Annotated in this window: 16 protein-coding genes and 1 pseudogene; 9 read left to right on the top strand and 8 right to left on the bottom strand. The window is 71.2% G+C overall.

Going from position 1 to position 18,490, the window contains the following annotated elements; genetic code table 11:
* The first annotated feature begins 20 nt into the window (after positions 1-20).
* Positions 21-672 (top strand): annotated as a pseudogene (locus ACFXBC_RS02180) (CatB-related O-acetyltransferase).
* 13 nt (positions 673-685) lie between these two features.
* On the top strand, positions 686-1,963 hold the full coding sequence (locus tag ACFXBC_RS02175) for an erythromycin esterase family protein (RefSeq protein ID WP_385017584.1): 1,278 nt from the start codon (positions 686-688) through the stop codon (positions 1,961-1,963).
* 52 nt (positions 1,964-2,015) lie between these two features.
* Here the strand turns inward: ACFXBC_RS02175 and ACFXBC_RS02170 are convergent, their stop codons facing one another.
* Both ACFXBC_RS02170 and ACFXBC_RS02165 read right to left on the bottom strand, forming a co-directional pair.
* A complete protein-coding gene (locus tag ACFXBC_RS02170) occupies positions 2,016-3,077 on the bottom strand; it encodes a hypothetical protein (RefSeq protein ID WP_385017581.1) in 1,062 nt (353 codons plus the stop codon).
* 259 nt (positions 3,078-3,336) lie between these two features.
* The gene (locus ACFXBC_RS02165) at positions 3,337-3,882 is read right to left on the bottom strand and encodes a GtrA family protein (RefSeq protein WP_385017578.1); all 546 of its coding nucleotides are present in this window, start codon (positions 3,880-3,882) and stop codon (positions 3,337-3,339) included.
* Between the two features lie 454 nt (positions 3,883-4,336).
* Here ACFXBC_RS02165 and ACFXBC_RS02160 point away from each other — a divergent pair, with 454 nt between their 5' ends.
* Positions 4,337-5,677 carry a S41 family peptidase gene (locus tag ACFXBC_RS02160; RefSeq protein ID WP_385017575.1) on the top strand — a complete coding sequence of 447 codons (1,341 nt, stop codon included), beginning with the start codon at positions 4,337-4,339 and terminating at the stop codon, positions 5,675-5,677.
* 84 nt (positions 5,678-5,761) lie between these two features.
* Here ACFXBC_RS02160 and ACFXBC_RS02155 read toward each other — a convergent pair whose 3' ends face one another.
* The 3 genes from ACFXBC_RS02155 to ACFXBC_RS02145 all read right to left on the bottom strand — a co-directional run bounded on the left by ACFXBC_RS02155 (position 5,762) and on the right by ACFXBC_RS02145 (position 9,439).
* On the bottom strand, positions 5,762-6,553 hold the full coding sequence (locus ACFXBC_RS02155) for a DeoR/GlpR family DNA-binding transcription regulator (RefSeq protein WP_385017572.1): 792 nt from the start codon (positions 6,551-6,553) through the stop codon (positions 5,762-5,764).
* 66 nt (positions 6,554-6,619) lie between these two features.
* The gene (locus ACFXBC_RS02150) at positions 6,620-7,975 is read right to left on the bottom strand and encodes a gluconate:H+ symporter (protein WP_385017569.1); all 1,356 of its coding nucleotides are present in this window, start codon (positions 7,973-7,975) and stop codon (positions 6,620-6,622) included.
* 63 nt (positions 7,976-8,038) lie between these two features.
* On the bottom strand, positions 8,039-9,439 hold the full coding sequence (locus ACFXBC_RS02145; RefSeq protein ID WP_385017567.1) for a homoserine dehydrogenase: 1,401 nt from the start codon (positions 9,437-9,439) through the stop codon (positions 8,039-8,041).
* A 221-nt stretch (positions 9,440-9,660) separates the two neighbouring features.
* Between ACFXBC_RS02145 and otnK the strand changes: the two genes are divergently transcribed.
* Entirely contained in the window at positions 9,661-10,938 is a 1,278-nt protein-coding gene (gene otnK / locus ACFXBC_RS02140) for a 3-oxo-tetronate kinase (protein WP_385017564.1), read from the top strand.
* A complete protein-coding gene (locus ACFXBC_RS02135; protein ID WP_385017561.1) occupies positions 10,935-11,612 on the top strand; it encodes a class II aldolase/adducin family protein in 678 nt (225 codons plus the stop codon). Before otnK ends, ACFXBC_RS02135 begins: the two co-directional genes overlap by 4 nt.
* 33 nt (positions 11,613-11,645) lie before the next feature.
* Here ACFXBC_RS02135 and ACFXBC_RS02130 read toward each other — a convergent pair whose 3' ends face one another.
* Both ACFXBC_RS02130 and ACFXBC_RS02125 read right to left on the bottom strand, forming a co-directional pair.
* Positions 11,646-12,182, bottom strand: a complete 537-nt coding sequence (locus ACFXBC_RS02130; RefSeq protein WP_385017558.1) for a hypothetical protein — start codon at positions 12,180-12,182, stop codon at positions 11,646-11,648.
* 136 nt (positions 12,183-12,318) lie between these two features.
* Positions 12,319-12,990, bottom strand: coding sequence for an RNA polymerase sigma factor (locus ACFXBC_RS02125; RefSeq protein WP_385017555.1), 672 nt, complete (start codon positions 12,988-12,990; stop codon positions 12,319-12,321).
* 342 nt (positions 12,991-13,332) lie between these two features.
* On the opposite strand from ACFXBC_RS02125, the gene ACFXBC_RS02120 reads away from it, so the two are divergent.
* Positions 13,333-14,163 carry an SAM-dependent methyltransferase gene (locus ACFXBC_RS02120; protein ID WP_385017552.1) on the top strand — a complete coding sequence of 277 codons (831 nt, stop codon included), beginning with the start codon at positions 13,333-13,335 and terminating at the stop codon, positions 14,161-14,163.
* A 78-nt stretch (positions 14,164-14,241) separates the two neighbouring features.
* Here ACFXBC_RS02120 and ACFXBC_RS02115 read toward each other — a convergent pair whose 3' ends face one another.
* Complete coding sequence (locus ACFXBC_RS02115) at positions 14,242-14,838, bottom strand: TetR family transcriptional regulator (protein WP_385017549.1); 597 nt, start codon at positions 14,836-14,838, stop codon at positions 14,242-14,244.
* Positions 14,839-14,893: 55 nt separating this feature from the next.
* Between ACFXBC_RS02115 and ACFXBC_RS02110 the strand changes: the two genes are divergently transcribed.
* From ACFXBC_RS02110 to ACFXBC_RS02100, 3 genes are all read left to right on the top strand, one after another.
* Positions 14,894-16,117, top strand: a complete 1,224-nt coding sequence (locus tag ACFXBC_RS02110; protein WP_385017547.1) for a beta-ketoacyl-[acyl-carrier-protein] synthase family protein — start codon at positions 14,894-14,896, stop codon at positions 16,115-16,117.
* A gap of 82 nt (positions 16,118-16,199) precedes the next feature.
* Complete coding sequence (locus tag ACFXBC_RS02105) at positions 16,200-16,757, top strand: GH25 family lysozyme (protein ID WP_385017544.1); 558 nt, start codon at positions 16,200-16,202, stop codon at positions 16,755-16,757.
* Between the two features lie 389 nt (positions 16,758-17,146).
* On the top strand, positions 17,147-18,352 hold the full coding sequence (locus tag ACFXBC_RS02100; RefSeq protein WP_385017827.1) for a glycoside hydrolase family 64 protein: 1,206 nt from the start codon (positions 17,147-17,149) through the stop codon (positions 18,350-18,352).
* Positions 18,353-18,490 lie beyond the last annotated feature (138 nt).

The following is an 18,490-nucleotide window of genomic DNA, read 5'->3' as shown; positions in this document are numbered from 1 at the left end:
CCGGAAGGAAACGATCACAGATGCCGCCCGTACCCGCCGACCCGACCCAGGTTCATCCCATGCCCGACCAGCCCCGGGTCGTGCTCCTCAGGCCACTGGTGACCTCACCGCTGATCGAGGTCGGGGAGTTCACGTACTACGACGATCCCGGGGACCCGACCGCCTTCGAGAACCGCAACGTCCTCTACCACTACGGGCCCGAGAAACTCGTCATCGGAAATCTGTGCGCTGGGCGAGGGCGTGCGGTTCCTCATGAACGGCGCCAACCACCGGATGGACGGCCCCTCCACATTCCCCTTCCCCATCATGGGCGGCTCCTGGGCCGACCACTTCGACCTCATCACCGGGCTGCCCGGACGGGGTGACACCACAGTGGGCAACGACGTCTGGTTCGGGTACCGGACCACGGTGATGCCCGGCGTCCGTATCGGGCACGGAGCGATCATCGCCTCCGGCTCGGTCGTCGTGGAGGACGTCCGCGACTACGGCATCGTCGGCGGCAATCCCGCCCGGCTGCTGCGCCGCCGCTACCGCGACGCCGACATCGACCGTCTCCTCGCACTGGCCTGGTGGCACTGGCCCCTGCCGCATCTCACTGAACACCTCCCCACGATCATGTCCGGCACGGTCGACGACCTGGAGGCCGCAGCCCCCGGCCCCTCCCCGCACTGAATCGAGCCTCACCATGACCCGTTTCTCCCCCGGGACCCCGTTCACCCACTGGCTTCGCGAACGAGCTGTCCCGCTCACCCACCTCGACCCGCAGGCGCCGCTCGACGACCTGGAACCGCTGCGCGGCATCATCGGAGACGCCCGCATCGTCGCGATCGGCGAACACTCCCACTTCGTCGAAGAGTTCGCGCTTCTGCGGCGCCGCCTGCTGAGGTTCCTCGTCGAACGCTGCGGCTTCACCGTCCTGGCCTTCGAGTACGGTTTCAGCGAAGGCTTCCCTCTGGATGCCTGGGCCCGGGGAGAGGGCGCCGATGAGGACCTGGCGGTCCACCTCGCCACAGCGGTCCCCGTAGGGCTCACCGAACCCCTGCAATGGGTACGTCAGCACAACCGCACCGCCTCAGCACCGGTGGGCTTCGCCGGCATCGACATCCCGGCGGCGGGCGGATCCCTGTTGCCCGCCCTGTCACCGGTCGCCGACTACCTGCGCCGCATCGACCCCCAGACCGTGCCGGCAGCCGAGACGGCTCTGCGGATCGCCGGGTCGTTCGCCGGCGGCTCCGCAGCCGTGGCCGCACCCGCCTGGGCGCGCCTGCCCACCACCGAGCAGAACACCCTCACCGCAATCCTCGCCCGCCTCCTCGTCCGCTTCCGCGCCCTCGAACCCCTGTACGCCACCCGCGGCGACCGGCACGACTACGACCTCGCCCTGCACCGCCTCGAAGGCGCCTGCCACGCCGACTACACCTTCCGCGCCATGGCCGGTCTGTTCGCGGGCAACGGCCTCACCGCCGACACCTCGGCCCGGGACGCCTACATGGCCAGTTCGGTCCTCTGGCACCTGGAACGTATCGATCCCGGCGCCCGTATCGTCCTGGCCGCCCACAACGCCCACATCCAGACGACACCCATCTCCTTCGACGGGCACCTCACGGGGCTGCCCATGGGACAGCAACTGCGGCGTGCACTGGGCGATACCTACTTCGCGCTCGGCCTGACCAGCATCGGCGGACACACCGCGGACATGCGCCGCGACGAGACAGCACCCTTCGGCTTCACCCTCGGCGACACGGCACTGGAACCGCCCGAACCCGGAAGCATCGAGTGCGCCTTTGCCGACGGCGGCCTCGGACTCGGTATCGCCGATCTCCGCAGGGCACGGACGGAGGCTTCCGACTGCCCCGACCGCATCCGCCTCCAGGGCACCTCTGTGCACACCCCGGTCGTCGACGCCTTCGACGCCGTCCTGACCACCCCTGCCTCCACCGTCACCGCGGACCTCCGTATCTGATGGCGGAGCGGGTGAGCGCCTGTGGCGGAGAGGCTGAGCGCCTGCGTGCGCGTCAGCCCATGGTGATCGTCATATGGGCCTCACCGGGGCCGGGCGGGCGTATCCGGGACACCGTCTCGAAGGAGTGCAGCCGGCCCTCGGTGAGAGCGAGACGTGGCAGAGCGACCCCGTACAGGTCGGCGATGGCATCCAGTTCCCGGCCCTGGGCGCCCCACTGAGCGGCTGGCCTCTCACTGTCGGATTTTTCGGTGTCGGATTTTTCGGTGCCGAAACCGAGAAGATCCGGGGCCAGCCCGGCGGGCACGGCGCCTGAGCTGTGCTCCGTCACCCCGTCCCGCACCGTGAACGCGTACAGCGGCATCCCGCCCCGGGCCATCGACACATGGAAGAGCGGGGTACGCCCGCCCCCATCGCTCCACACCACGATCGCGTGGCCACCACGGGCGGATGCCGCCTGCGCCGGAGAGACGAACCGCTCCATGGAGAAGGCAGGCGGGCCGTCCTCGAACCCGAAGCTCCAGCCCTGGCCCGCCCGCCCGACGCTGAGCAGCGCCTTGTCGTCGTAGCCGGAGAACGTCCGCAGATCGGGGCGGTGATGGTGACGGACTCTCCAGTGCAGCAGCGGTGGGGCGAGCGCCGTGTCGGATGAGGAACCGAGCAGGACGGGCAGTTCGTCCGGGGCGACCCCTTCGACCAGGACCATCCGGTAGCCGGACGGTGACGACTGCCCGGGTCGCAGACCACCGGGGCGCGCCAGCCAGGAGAGGCCGCCCGGGTCCTGGTCGCGGGCGGGGCCGGGGGCCGGGCCCCGCTCGCCGCCGCGCGGGGATTCCGGCAGCTCCAGGCGCCGGCCAGCGGTGAGCACAGGCGCGAGCAGAGGGTCGGCGAGCAGGCCCACCGGGGCGATATGGGCGGGGCCGAGCGGCTCCCACACCGGGATCGCGGCGCGCACGGTCCGCCAGGCAGTATCGGTGTCACCCCAACGGGCATGCTCGCGGGCCTCGTCGACCGCCTGGCCGAACGCGCCGCCCGGCCGGTAGCGGTAGGTCCCCCGCTCATCTCGCGCGGGATGTCCGCGACGGGCGGAGACGAGCGGACAGTCGGACGAACACACCAGCCCATGAGTACACGAGCCCACCAACCGACGACCTGATCGGCACACCACCCCACCAGCAGACGAGCTGACCAGTACACGATCCCACCAGCACACCAGCCGACCAGCACACCAGCCGATCAGTGGACGACCTGATCAGTGGACATCCCGACCAATACATGACCTCACGAGCGTACGAACCAACGAGCACGCCGCACCGCCAGGTTCCGGGGACCCGGCCGGGGCCGGTCTGCTGCCCCTGGTCGCGGGCTCCGGGGGGTCAGGGCCCGTGCGAGGAAGAGGAAGAGGAAGAGGAAGAGGAAGAGGAAGAGGAAGAGGACGGGGACGGGGATGATGAGGAAGTGGGTGGTATCACCCGGAACACCCAGGTGCGGTAGGACCAGAATCGGAAGAGGGTGGCGATGGCGATGCCGAGGAACTTGAATACGTTGCTCTGCAGCGGGCTGTCCCACCCGAAGCCGTACGTGGCCAGATAGAGAATGCCGTTCTCGATCACCAGGCCGATGGCGCTGAACACCAGGAAGAGCCCCATCTCGCGGGTGCAGCCGCTCTTGTCGCGGTCCCGGTAGACGAAGTAACGGAATCCGATGTAGTTGAAGGCGATCGACACGACGGTGGCGATCACACTCGCGCTCACCACGGGGATCGAGGTGGCGTGGCGCACGAGGTTGAACACCAGGAGGTTCACCGCCACACCGGATGCCCCGACGGCGGCGAATTTCGCGACCTCCCGCGCCCTGGGAGGCGGCGACGCCGTTCGTACCGGCTGCTCGCCTCGTACCGCTTGCTCGCCTCGTACAGCCATCGGCGCAGTTCCTTCGGAGGGTCAGATCAGCTGTGGGGTTCGGCGCCCTCTCGGGCAGTGGCCATCGGACGGGCGCCGCAGCGGGCTGCCGGCTGAATGCCGTGGATACCTGGATGAGGCGGGGCACTGCCGTGCCGCGCCCTCGGCCGGGCGGACATCCCCAGAAGGGCCCGTCCCTCGCCGTACTGGTCGTGCGGGTCGCCGGGCCGGTCGTGGTGGCGCGCGACGCCGTCATCTCCAGACTCCCACTGGACGTCTGCCTGTCAAGGCGATCAAGAAGCGGCGCGGTCGGGAAGCGGGGCGGTCAGGAAGCGGGGCGGTCGGGCAGTCGCCGGGCGTCCGGACCCGGGGGATGTCCCCCCTGCCGGTCCACCGGCCCGCCGGATGTTCCCGTACGCGCCGGTCGGCGATCCTCGGAGCGCTGACGCAGATCGCGTACAGGGGAGGGAAGACGGTGCGACACAGGAGCAGCAGGGCCGCGACCGCCGTCGTGGCACTGACCCTCGCGGGCGGGGCGGTGGCACCCGCGTCGGCGGCACCCCGGCCGGCTGTCGACGGGGTGTGGCGCGTGAACGGTTACGGGACCGTCCTGTCGATCGCGGACGGGCGGCTGCAGGAGTACCAGACGACGGCGGTCAGCTGTCTGAAGGGCGACGCGGCGCGGCAGACGGCGCCGGGCGTGTACCGCACCGCTGACGGAACGGATCTCACCGTCCGGGCGACGGGGTCGCTGCGGGAGGCGGGTTCGCCGGGGTACAAGGAACTGCGGCGGATCGCGGCGCTCCCGGCGGCGTGCGGGCGGGCGACGCCCGAGGACCCCGTGACGACGTTCGATGTGTTCTGGCAGTCCTTCGAGGAGAACTACCCCTTCTTCGCCGCCAAGGGCATCGACTGGCACGCCGTACGGGACAGGTACCGCCCCACCGTGCACGCCGGTACGACCAGGGACGAACTCTTCGCCCTCTTCAGCGAGATGGTGCGGCCGCTGTACGACGCCCATGTCGCCGTGCTCGACGGCGACCGCCACTTCGCCCAGGTCCGTCCGGGTACGGCCATGCTCAGCCAGGAGCTTGACACCAAGGTCAAGTCGTACATCGTGCGGCGCGACCTCGGGGGCGCGCAGCCGCAGGAGTTCGCGAACGGCCGGATCAGCTACGCGGATCTGCCCGGCGGCCAGGGCTATCTCCGTATCTCCGGATTCGCGGCCTACGACCGGCAGGACCCCTCGTACGGCGCGCAGCTCGCCGAGCTCGACAGGGCGCTGGACACCGTGCTCACCGTCCGGCGCACGGCTTCCCTCCGGGGGCTGGTCATCGATCTGCGGATCAACGGCGGCGGCTCCGACTCCCTGGGGCTGCACATCGCCGGTCGGCTGACCGACACCCCGTACCTCGCCTACCGGAAGCGCACCCGGTACACGCGGCCGCAGCCCATCCAGGTGGAACCGGCCGCGGGCGTGCCCCGCTACACCGGTCCGGTCGCCGTGCTGACCGCCGGTACGACGGTGAGCGCGGGCGAGACCTTCACCCAGGCCCTCATCGGCCGCCCCGGCAGGACCGTCCGCGTCGGGGAGCCCACACAGGGGGTCTTCTCCGATGTCCTGGAGCGCGTGCTCCCCAACGGTATGGAGGTCTGGCTCCCGAACGAGGAGTTCCTGACCGGCTCGGGGCGGACCTTCGACGGCACCGGTATCCCGCCGCAGCTTCGGACACCGGTCTTCACCGATGAGGAGTTCGCGAAGAACCGGGACTCGGCCTTCGACCGGGCCGTCGCGGTGCTTTCCCCGCGGTCCTGATGGGTCGTCAACAACGTCTTCAACAACGTCATCAACTTCAACAACGTCATCAACAACCTCATCGACAACTGTGCCGCGACCCAACTAGGGGGTGGCGAGGTCCAGTTCGATCCCGAGGTCGCGGATCGCCTGGGCGGCGGCCGGTTCGAGTGCCCTGTCGGTCACGATCCGTTCGAAGGCGCGGAGCGGAGCCATCCGGTACGTGGCGAACAGGCCGTACTTCGACGCGGCGGCGACCAGTACCGACCGGGAGGCCGACTCCATCGCGGCACGCTTGACCTCGACCTTCGCCTCCGACGGGGTGGTCACGCCACGTTGCAGGTCCCAGGAACTGCTGCTGATCAGGGCCAGGTCGAGTGCGAACTGCCGCAGAGTGGCCGCGGCCACCGGGCCGACGGTGGACAGGTTCTCGTGTTCGAGCCTGCCGCCGATGTGGATCGTCTCGACGTGCGGCGCGTCGGCCAGCCGGTGGACGACGGTGAAGTCGTTGGTGACGACGGTCATTCCCTGGCGGGCGGTGATGAAGGGCACCACATGGAGCAGGGTGGTCCCCGCGTCCACGTACACGCTCATCCCGTCCACAAGCAGCCCGTCGACGAGCGCGGCCATGGCCGTCTTCTCGGCCCGGTCGACATGGGTCTTGCGCTCATGGCTCGGTTCGCTGGAGATACGGCTGGCCAGGCGCACCCCGCCGGGCACGGAGTAGACGTGGCCCTGCTCCTCCAGAGCGGCGATGTCCCGGCGCACCGTCATGTGTGAGACGCCGAGCATCTCGGTGAGCTGGTGCACGCTGAGCACGAGATGACTGCGGAGCCGGCGCAGGAGGAGCTCGCGCCGCTGGTCGGGGATCAGCTGCCCCTCCTCCTGTGAACTCATGTGATCACTCTATTCCGGGTCCGGTGGGCGGGGGACGGGGGACGGGGGTGCTCGGGCGCCGGCGGCTCAGACGGCGAGGGAGAGCAGGAGCACGCCGGCCAGTCCGATGAGGGACTGTACCGAGAGCATGACCGACCAGGTCCTGAAGGTCTTTCCTACGGACAGCTGGAAGTACTCCTTGAAGAGCCAGAAGCCCGAGTCGTTGACGTGCGACAGCATCACGGAGCCCGACGCGGTGGCAAGGACGAGGAGTTCGGGTGAGAGGCCCGGATAGACGGTCAGGAAGGGCGCCACGATGCCGGCGGTCGTGATCGTGGCGACGGTCGCCGAGCCGAGGCAGATCCGCAGCAGCGCGGCGATTCCCCAGGCGAGGAGGAGCGGCGGCGCGGACCAGTGCACCGCGTAACCGGTGATCGCGTGGCTCACCCCGGTCGATGCCAGCATCTGGGCCAGCCCGCCGCCCGCCCCGATGATCAGCAGCACCGGGCCGACCGCGCCCAGCCCCTTGCCGGACATCGTCTGCATCTGCCGCAGCAGGAAGCCGGCCCGGGGCCCGAGGACGAAGAACGCGAAGAGTACGGCGACGAGCAGCGCGAGGATCGGGTTGTCGAGGGTCTCGAAGGCCTGCCAGGGCAGTGAGTTCTTCCGGGTCATCGAGGAGCCGAGCGTGCCGACCAGCATCAGGAAGGGCGGCAGCAGGACGGCGGTCAGGGTGAGCGGGAGCGAGACAGGACCGGCCCTGCGGCCCTCGGGCTGCGGGCTGACGCTGGCGACGGGTCCGGCGTCGAGGTCGGGCGCGGGGCCGAAGGCGCGGCTGCTGAGCTTGGTGAGCAGGGGGCCGCAGATCAGCACGGTGGGGATCGCGATGACCAGACCGAGGCCGATGGTCAGGCCGGTGTTGGCGTGGTAGGCGGTGACCGCGGCCGTGGGGGCGGGATGCGGTGGCAGCAGGCCGTGTGCGGTGTAGAGGCCGGCGGCGAGCGGCAGGCCGACGAAGAGGAGATGCGTTCCGGTGCGTTTGGCGACCGCGTACGCCAGCGGGACGAGCATCACGAAGCTGACGTCGAAGATGTTGGGCAGTCCGATGATGAGCGCGGCCACCGCGATGGCCAGCGGGATCCACTTCACCGGACGGGAGACGACGAAGGCGTCGGCTATGCGGTAGGCGCCTCCGCTGCCCAGCAGGATGCCGCCGAGCATGGCGCCGAGTGCGATGACCGGGCCGGTGTCGCTCAGCGTGTCGCCGAAGCCCTGCTCGAAGTCCTTGACCGCTCCCGCGGGGCTGATGCCGTTGGCCATGCCCAGGGCGAGCGCCGCGACGGTCAGCGCCAGTGACGGGTGCAGCCGGCACTTCGTGATCAGCACGATCAGGAAGACGATCGCGGCGGCTGCCAGGAGCAGATGCTCGATGTTCGGGTTCACGGGTCGTTCCTTCGGGTTTTCCGCTCTGGCGCTGTCCGCGCCGCAGGGGATACGAGGGGTGGGTCAGGCGTCCTGCGCGGGCTCCGCGTGCGACGCCTGGGCGAGAGCGGTGTCGTAGCCGGTGAGGTCGGTGAGGGTCAGCACCGTGCCGGCCCGGACATCCCGGGCGGTACGGGCGTTCGCCGCCAGGTAGTAGGGGGCGGTACCGGGTCCGGCGTCCTGCGCGGTCAGCAGGGCCGGTTCCAGGCCGTCGACCTCGTGGTGGTGGCCGTGCATCCGCAGTTCGGTGCCCGCGGGCAGGTCGCGCACCGCCCGGCCCGCGAGCACGGCGGAGCGGCCCACGCCACCCGGGCCGGCGGCGCCCCGGTGCTCATGGACCGCGGTCAGCAGGGTGAAGGGGGTCTCGACCCCCATGAGGTGGAAGGGCAGATAGACACAGGCGTACCGGCCGTCGCGGCTGACGACGTGCCCCTTCTCCCGCAGCATCCGCCAGGTGACGTCGTCGTGGGTGCGGACGATGAGGAAGACGCCGCCGGCGAACGACGCCTCGCCCGGCAGGCGCAGCGCGCTGAAGACGTCCAGGGCGCCCGTGGTGGCGAGCAGGCCCCCGTCCTCGCGCAGCGCGTACACGTCGGCCAGTTCGTCGATGCGCGCGACGGGGTAGTGCAGCTCCGGGACGTCGGGCTGGAAGCCGGAGTGGTGGGAGACCACCGACATCTCGCAGTAGTCGGCGCTGGATCTGCGGGGCAGCGCTTCGACCAGGGCCGCGCGGGCGGCCAGGGTGCCGCGTACGTCGTCGCCCAGGGTGAGGAGGTCGCTCATGCCGGGGACCGCGACGGTCATGTCCTGCTGGGTGACGGTCTCCGACTCCGGGTCGAGGACGAGGTCGTACTCGCTGGACTTGCCGAGCGCCACCACGTCGAGCCCGATCAGCCGCCCCCACCGGAGCAGCCCGAGCACATTGGCGGGCTGGTCGCCTCCGGCCGGTGTGTAGACGACGCCGTGCCGGGCGGCCAGCCGGGACAGCCGGACGCCGGCGACCGAGTCGACCTCCTTGCTGGCCATCGCCACATGCCGGCCGGCGGTGAGGGCCGCCACCGCGGCCGCGTACCCCACGGCGGGGTTGCCGGTGGCCTCGACCAGGATGTCGAACTCCGTCTCCGCCAGCAGCGCGGTGTCCGGGACGGCGAGGGTGACGTCCGGGTCCGAGCCCGCCCGCCGCACCTCGTCGGGGGTCCGGCAGACCCGGAGCCCGTCGTCGGGCAGGCCCAGCTCGGCCCACAGGGCGCGCAGTCCTCCGGTGTCCAGGTCGCACAGCACGGCGGGCGAGAGGCCGGGCACATAGCGGGTCTGGGCGAGAAGCGTGCGGCCGAATCCTCCGCAGGCCCCTGTGAGGGCATAGCGGACCGGCGATGTGGCGTCGGACCGTGTCCGTTCAGTGATGTCCATGACGTTGATGTCCATGACGTTCCTCGGCGGAGAGTGACGAGCAGGCGGGGCCCCCGTCCGACCGTGCTCGCGTCGCCCCCTCTTCGCGGAGGGGCGGACCAAGTCGATGGTAGGGGCGAGGCCCACAACAATATTCACAAGAATTAACGTCGTTGCACATGTGTGTCAAGCTTTGTAACATCACCGTAGGGAGCGGGCCGACGGAAGCCCGCCTCACGGCAAGGGCAGGAGGGACTATGCCGACGTTGGGCGCCATCGCCGACGACTTCACCGGCGCGACGGATCTGGCCACGAACCTGGTGAGCCGCGGGTACCGCACCGTGGTCCGCACCGGTCTGCCCGCCCCGGACGACCCGGGCCTGGCCCAGGACGCCGACGCCGACGCCGTGGTGATCGCCCTGCAGTCCCGCACGGCGCCGCCCGGCCGGGCGGTCGCCGACAGCCTCGCCGCCCTGGCGGTCCTGCGGGAGCTGGGCTGCGAGCGGTTCTACTTCAAGTACTGCTCGACCTTCGACTCCACACCGACGGGGAACATCGGCCCGGTCCTGGACGCCCTGATGCACGCCGTCGGGGCCTCCGTGACCCTCGCGGTCCCCTCCCTTCCCGGCAATGGGCGCACCGTCTACCAGGGGCATCTCTTCGTCCACCGGCAGTTGCTCAGCGAGAGCCCGATGCGCCACCACCCGCTCACGCCGATGACCGAATCCGATGTGGTCGGGCTGCTCGCGGCGCAGAGCGGTCACGAGACCGTACTCACCGATCACGCCACGGTGCGGTCGGGTGCGGCAGCGGTCCGGCGGGCGCTGGAGGCCGACCCGGGGCGCAGCCGGATCCATGTCGTCGACGCCGTGGACGACGCCGATCTGGCGGTCATCGCCGACGGCGCGTCGGGGCTCACGCTGTGGAGCGGCGGCTCGGGTCTCGCCCTGGGTCTCCCGGTGGCCGGGCGCCCGTCGCGGGCCCGGGACATTCCGGTGGCGGAAGGGTTCCAGGCCGTGCTGGCCGGGAGCGCGTCCGCCGCGACGCGGCGCCAGGTCGCCCGGGGGCGCGAGCGGATGCCCGCCCGCAAACTCGATCTCGCCGCCCTGCGCGCCGACCTGCCGGGCGAGGTCGCGGACCTGGCCCGGTGGGCCGCGCACCAGTGGGCACAGCGCCCCGGTGACCCGGTCCTGGTGTACGCCGTCGCATCGCTCGACGACATCGAACACGACACATCCCCGGGGCTGGAACCCGCGTCGGCCCTGGTCGAACGGGCCCTGGGCCGGTGCGCCCAGGAGCTGCTGGCCCGCGGCGCACGACGGTTCCTGATCGCGGGTGGCGAGACCTCGGGCACCGTGACCACGGCCCTGGACGTGACCCGGCTGCGCATCGGTCCGGCGATCGCCCCGGGAGTCGCCTGGGCCTCGGCGACGGCAGGCCCGGCGGGCACCGGTCCGGTGGTCAACCTCGCCCTCAAATCTGGAAACTTCGGTGACGACTCGGTCTTCACCACCGCATGGAAGGAACTCGGGTGAGCACGGTCGGCCAGGAGGCCATACGACAGGACACCGTCCGGCAGGACATCGTGAGCGCCGCACACGAACTGGCGGCGCTCGGTCTGAGTCCGGGCAGGACCGGCAATGTCAGCGTCCGGATCGGCGACGAGGTGCACATCGCCCCCACCGGGTGCGACCTGAGCCGGCTGACCGTGGACCAACTGGCCGTCACCGACCTCGGAGGCCGCACCCTGAGCGGCCCGAAGCCCTCGAAGGAGTTGCCGCTGCATCTGGCCTTCTACCGCCGCTCGGACTCCTGCACAGCGGTCGTCCACCTCCACTCACGACAGGCCACCGCGGCCTCGTGCCTGCCGCCCTGGTCCCCCTGGTCCGCCATCGGGCCGATCTCGCCGTACTTCGTCATGCGCGTGGGACAAGCCCCCCTGGTGCCGTACGCGCCTCCGGGCGACCCCCGCCAGGCAGCGGATCTGCTGGCCCTGGAACTCCCCTTCCGCGCGGCCCTGTTGCAGAACCACGGCCCGGTCGTCTCCGGCCGCACGGTCCGGGAGGCCGTCGAAGCGGCGGTCGAGATCGAGGAGGCGTCGGCCCTCACCCTCCTCACCCGGGCGACCGACCCGCACCTGCTCTCCCCGGCCGACGCCCGTGAACTGGCCGACCGCTACGGCTCACCGTGGACGGCCGGGGCCCGGTAACCCGCGTGGCGGGAGCGGAGTCCGACCCCGCCGTCAGTCCCCCCGCGTGTGCAACCGGTCGACCACCTCTGCGAGTGCCCGGGGTACGTCGGGCGGGAGGCCGTGGTGGAGTTGGGCCAGCAGGCTGTGGCGGGCCTCCTCGGGGAGGAGGTCCGCGCGGACGGTGGGGGCGGCGGGCTCCGGGCGGGGGGCCCGGCGGGGGGTGGCCAGGTTCGCCGCCTGGGTGCGCCAGTGCTTGGCGTCCCGGTACTCGCCGCGCCGCCGGTGGTCGAGGAAGAGTGCGTACGCGGCCGTTCTGCTGCCCGCGCCCGCGGCGAACTGCCACCAGGAGCGTGCCGCGTCGTACCGGCCGGTGATGTGCAGCAGCGCCGCCAGCATCAGGGCGCCCTCGGGGCCGGGGTGCCGCTCGTCGACCAGCCGGGAGAGGCAGCCCGCCGCCTGCGGGGCGTTCAGGACCAGGGCGCAGGCCAACCCCAGTTCGTGTGCGGCCTGTTCGTACGCCGTCGGATAGGGCGCCGGGGCCGGTGTGCCCGGTCGCGGTGGGACGCGCGGGCCGTCGGGGTCACCCATGGGAGGGAGACGGGGCCCGCTCCACGGAGGGGGCGCGGTACGGGTGGCTGCTGCCGTGGCGGCCGACCCGCCGGTGCCCGCCGCCGTCGCGGGCGGCGGCGGAGCCAGGGGCTCTTCCGTGTTTCACGTCCATGCGCTACTCCCCCGGGCCGGGCGCCCCGTGGAGGCCGAGGTCCCGGGCCAGCTTCCGCTTCGCGTGGCGGATGTGCGAGCGGACCGTCTCCTGGGGGACGCCCATGATGAATGCGGTACGGGCCTGATCGTATTGCAGCACGTACCGGAGCAGCAGCACGTCGTACTGGCGCTCCGGAAGGCGCGCGATGGCCGCGTACAGCTCCGGGCACGGGCTCTGTTCCCGCTGTCCCGGGACGGTGCCGGGAAGGACGGTGCCGGGAAGGACGGTGCCGGGAAGGGCTGGGCCGGGAAGGGCTGGGCCGGGGGCGGGCGGGGCCCAGGCGCCCAGGATGTGCTCGAAGACCGATGCGGGTGCGGCGGTCCGGGCCAGCGCCGGTTCCAGGCCGCGTTCGTCCAGCCACTCGAAGATGATCTCCTTGAAGATCTTCCAGGCGTGTCCCTCGACGGACTCCTGGCGCAACGCGTGTTCCCAGTGGAGCGTCAGCCGGGCCCTGAGCTCAACCACCAGGGCATGCGCGGTCGTTGACTCCCCCACCTGGAGGAGAGCGTACGACTGCCACTCCTGGTGGTGCTCGGCGCAGAACGCCTCGCAGACCATGTGCAGCCTGCGCGCCGACAGGCCGGTGGACGGCGTCCGTAAGGCGGTGGCGTCCACCGCGGTTCTCCGGCGCATACACGTACCTGCTCTGCTGTACCAGCGCCGGTCCCCTGCTGGAACCGGCGTCCGGTGATAGGGACACGCCCCCCGCGCGCCGGTACGCACCGTGGTCCGCACATCCACGCCATGGCGCATACGGAAGCTGCCATCGGTGTTCGTCCCGTCACGTTGGGCTCGTCTATGTGTACCTGAAAATCCCGTCGCCGGGTTGCTCTTCCGGGAGGGGACCGCAGTGGACCAGGGGCGACTGGAGTGGACCGGAGTTGGCCGGAGTTGACCGGGCCCGGCCGGAGTTCTTGTACCGCTCGACGGGCAGGGTGCTGACGAGCGGCACACCGACAAGGGGAGGCAGTCAGCATGACGGAGCACCAGGGGCAGGATCTCGGGGCGAGTCCGGTCGATCTGGAGCTGGACCGGGCGCACTCCGCCCGGATGTACGACTACTACCTGGGGGGCACCACCAACTTCACCGCCGACCGGGAGGCCGTGGGCAGGGTGCTCGCCGCGTTCCCCGGTGTGCGCGTCGCGGCGCGGACGAACCGGGAGTTCATGCACCGGGCCACCCGGTGGGCCGCGGAGCACGGGCTGCGCCAGTTCCTCGACATAGGCACCGGCATTCCCACCTCCCCCAACCTCCACGAAGTGGTCCAGCTCTCCGTCCCGGCCGCGCGCGTGGTGTACGCGGACAACGACCCGATCGTGCTCGCCCACGCCCAGGCCCTGCTGCGCAGCACCCCGCAGGGGAGGACGGCGTATGTCGAGGCTGACGCCAAGGAACCGGAGACCCTGCTGAAGGCGTCGGCCCTGCGCGACACCCTCGATCTGAGCCGGCCCGTCGCGCTGAGCCTCAACGCGCTGCTGCACTTCGTCACCGACGCCGACGGCGCCTACGCGATCATCGAGCGGTACAAGGAGGCCCTCGCACCGGGCAGCACGCTCGCCCTGTCGCACGCCACCCCGGACTTCGACGCGGAGACCATGAACCGCATGATCGACATCTACACGGCCGCCGGAACACCGCTGCAGTTCCGCACCAAGGAGGAGTTCAGCCGTTTCTTCGACGGCTGGGAACTCGTCGAGCCGGGCGTCACGGTGTCCCACCGGTGGCGGCCCGACGACCCACGGGAGTCCGGGCAGGTCAGCGACGCCGACGCCGCCTGCTATGTGGCCGTGGCCCGCAAGCCCTGACAGCCGGAGCGGGAGGGGTGACGCGGCGGCGCCGGGACGGGGGACGGCGGGGCGGCCCGGACGCCGCAACCGGCGTACTCACCCCGGGGCGCCGGGGCGGTGCGCGGCCACCGCGCGGGCCGTCTCCACCACATGGGCCCGCAGCGCGGCGGGGTCCAGCGGTCCCGGCCCGGCCCCCAGGACCAGCCGGGCCATCTGCGGGAAGGCCAGCGGCCAGACCGCCACACCGATGAGGGCGAGGAAGGTGGCGGCGGCGTCCCCGGCCGGACGCCCGCCGGCCGGCTCACCGAGCGCGGCCGCCTTCCGCGCGTAGTGCCCGGAGCGCGCCTCGCTGTCGGGCAGCGCCCCGTCGCCGTAGTGCAGCGCCTCCCACATCATCAGCCGGGTCAGCTCCGGGTTCCTCCGGTGGTAGTCGTACATCCGCCCCGCGTACTCACCCGGGTCGCCGTCCGGCAGTCCGACCTGCACGGCGTGCTCGTCCAGCGCCTCCGCGACGACCGCCGCGAACAGCTTCTCCTTACTGCCGAAGTACCCGTAGATGCGCTCCTTGTTGGCCCCGGCGCGCTCGGCGATCCGGTCGACGCGGGCGCCGTCCAGTCCGTGTTCGGCGAACTCCGTGCGCGCGGCCGCCAGCAGGCGGGCGCGGGTCCCCCCGGTGCGGGTGCTCCTCGTCATGGGGCGATCATACGCAGGTTGCCAACCAACTGGATGGTTGGTTACGGTCCACCGCATGGCGACAAGAACGGATGTCTGGGTCACCGGGCTGGGGGCCACCACGCCCCTCGGCGGTGATGTCCCGCTTACCTGGGCCGCGATGACGGCGGGCGAGAACGGAATCGGCAGCCTGGCGGACGAGGACTGGGCCGGCCCGCTGCCGGTGCGGATCGCGGCCCGGATGCGCCAGGACCCGGCGGATTCGCTGAAGCGCACCGAGGCCCGCCGGCTCGACCGCTGCGAACAGGCCGCCCTGGTCTGTGCCCGCGAGGCCTGGGCGGACGCGGGAGCGCCCGCCGTCGATCCGGAGCGCCTCGCCGTCGTGATCGGTACGGGCACCGGCGGCGTGCTCTCCCTGCTCGGGCAGAACCGCGTACTGGAGGAGTCCGGCCCCCGGAAGGTCTCGCCGCACACCGTCCCCATGCTCATGGCCAACGGGCCGGCCGCCTGGGTCTCCATCGAGCTGGGGGCAAAGGGCGGCGCGCACACCCCGGTGAGCGCCTGCGCCTCCGGGGCGGAGGCGATCGCGCTCGGTCTCGACCTCATCCGGGCGGGGCGGGCCGACATCGTGGTGGCGGGCGGTGCGGAGGCGAGCCTGCATCCGCTGCCGCTGACCGCCTTTGCCCAGATGAGGGCGGTGTCGACGGCCAACGACGACCCGGAGGGCGCCTCGCGCCCCTTCGACGCGGAGCGCGACGGTTTCGTGTTCGGCGAGGGCGCCGCAGTCCTGGTCCTGGAGAGCGCCGCGCACGCCCGCGCACGCGCCGCACGTGCGCACGGAGCGGTGGCCGGTGCGGGGACGACGTCCAGCGCCGGGCACATCACCGCATCCGACCCCGAAGGCCAGGCACGGGCGATCCGGAAGGCCCTGCTGGACGCGGACCTGGCCCCCGGGGACATCGGCCATGTCCATGCGCACGCCACCTCCACCCCGCAGGGCGATCTCGCCGAGGCCGAGGCGGTCGCCGCCGCCGTCGGCACCCACCCGGTGGTCACAGCGACCAAGTCCATGACCGGCCATCTGCTGGGCGCCTCGGGGGCGTTGGGTGCGATGGCGGCGCTGCTGGCGCTGCGGGACGGATCCGTCCCGCCGACCCGCAACCTGTCCAGGCTCGACGACCGGGTACCGCTGGATGTCGTCACCGGCAGCGCCCGCAGGGGGCGTTGGGACGCGGCCCTGGCGAACTCGTTCGGCTTCGGCGGCCACAACGTATCCCTGGTTCTCACTTCGCCCAGGTGAGCGAATGCAGTCGACACCTCCCGAATGGGTAAGTGGAACATGGGATACCCAAGTCACCACGGAACAAGGGGAGGTAGCACGCATGCTGCACGGCATCGATGTCAGTACGTACCAGACGTCGTTCGACACCGACGGTCAGGCCTTTGTCTTCATCAAGGCCTCCGAGGGCCACACATACGTCAATCCACGACTGACAAGCCAGACCAAACTGGCGCGGGACGGCGGGTGCGTCGTCGGCTTCTACCACTTCCTGTGGCCGGGGAACATCCAGACACAGGCCGAGTACTTCGTGAGCAAGGCCCCCGAGAAGTCGGGCGATCTGCTCGCGGTGGACTGGGAGACCACCGGGGACGGCACCCGGGCCAGCAACGCCGAGAAGGACAGCTTCATCCGCGCGGTGAAGAAACTGCGGCCGCACAACCGGGTGCTGCTGTACACGAACCGCGACTACTGGCTGAACCACGACACCACGTCGTACGCCGGGGACGGACTGTGGATCGCGGACTACACGACGGCGGGCAAGCCCAGGATCAAGGCGGCCTGGACCTTCCACCAGTACACCAGCAGCCCGCTCGACAAGAATGTGGCCAACTCGCGCTTCGGGAGCAAGAACGCGCTCAAGGACTGGGCCACGCCGTAGGGTCTGTCCGGCCCAACTCCGTAGGGGCCGGCGGCCCGGACGGCGGCGGGGCGCTCGTGCGGGGCGGCGGCGAGCGCCCCGGCGGTCCCGGTGGGCGCCGGGCGGGAGGCCGTCGCCGGGAATCCGCGGGCGGGAGACCCGTGGCCGGGGCCCGGTTGCCCGGGGGCGAGGCCGGGAGCTACGGCCCGGAGGCCATGAGCAGAGCCTCCGCGTCTTCAAGTGGTGAAGGCGGAGAGGAATTTGAGAGCGCTCTCAGTGCTAGGTCTTGACCAATGCCCCGCACCTCGCAACAGTATGGGCCAACGGGAGGCCACCCCCCACAGCCCCACCCGCCTCCCGTGCTCCGCCCCCCCCACAGACCACAGGAGACTTGCGTGATATCCCGCAGAATGTTCCTGACCGGCGCCGCGGCGACCGCCACCGCTCTCACCTACCCCGCCTGGGGAAGCGCGCTGAGCCCACGCGCGTCGGCCTCCGCCGCCACCTGCGAACTGGCCCTGGAGAACAAGTCGTTGCCAGGCAACGTCAACGCGTACGTCACCGGCCATGAGCAGGGCACCGACAAGTGGGTCCTGCTGCGCGCCGACGGCAGCGTGTACCACCCCGACTCGCCGTCGGCCCCGCAGACACCGCTGCCCGTCGACTGCGCCATCCCGCTGAAGGCCGCGGGCGCGGGTGCCGTCACATTGACACTGCCTCAGATGTACGGCGCCCGTGTCTACTTCGTACGGGACGACAAGCTCGACTTCTTCCTCAACCCGGGCCCCTCGCTGGTCGAGCCCGCCTTCGCCACCCCGGCGGACCCGAACTACGGCCGCACCTGGTCGTTCTGCGAGTTCACCTTCAACCCGGACCAGCTGTACGCCAACATCTCGTACGTCGACCTGGTGACCTCGCTGCCCATCGGGCTCACGCTCAAGGGCGACACCGACCACACCGTGGCCCCGCTCCCCGACGGCGCGGTCGACAAGATCGCATCGGATCTCACGGCCCAGGCGGCCAAGGACGGCCAGCCCTGGGACAAGCTGGTCGTCCACGGCTCGGACGGCAAGGTGCTGCGGGTGATGTCGCCGCAGAATCTGATGGCGTCCGCCTCCCCGGACGCCATGCCGTTCGGCGATCTGTGGAGCGGCTATGTCGACCAGGTCTGGGACAAGTACAGCTCCACCGACCTCACCATCGACCTGCAGGGCGGCAAGGGCAGCCTGAAGGGCCGGGTGAGCGGGGACACCCTCACCTTCGACGGCGGCCACACCTTCACCAAGCCCGACTCGAAGTCCATCTTCACCTGCAACGACGGCCCCTTCGCCAACAATCCGGACGACCCGGACGAGAAGAAGGCGCTGCTCGCCAGGATCGCCGCCGGGTTCAACCGCTCGATCATGCTCACCCACCCCAGCCAGCCGAACGGCACGACGGCCGCCGACTACTACCAGGGGGACGTCACCAACCACTGGGCACGGGTGGTCCACGCCAACTCGCCGATCGGGTACGCCTTCCCGTACGACGACGTGGTCCCGGACGGCCAGCCCGACGTCTCGGGCGCGGCGAACGACGGCAATCCGGTCCGGTTCACGGTCTCCGTCGGGAACTGACCGGCCGGAACTGACCGGCCGGTTGCGGACGCGATACGGAAGGTGCGGGCCCGGCACAGCACACCGGGGCCCCCACCACCCGCCCCCCCACCGCCACCGGCGCTGGGGACCACCGGTGAGCCCGGGGGGGGGCACCCC

It is taken from the genome of Streptomyces sp. NPDC059398, assembly GCF_042751845.1.
In the GTDB taxonomy this organism is placed as follows: Bacteria; Actinomycetota; Actinomycetes; order Streptomycetales; family Streptomycetaceae; genus Streptomyces.
The sequence above is the reverse complement of the archived record's forward strand: the minus strand, read 5'-3'. Positions and strand labels throughout refer to the sequence as shown.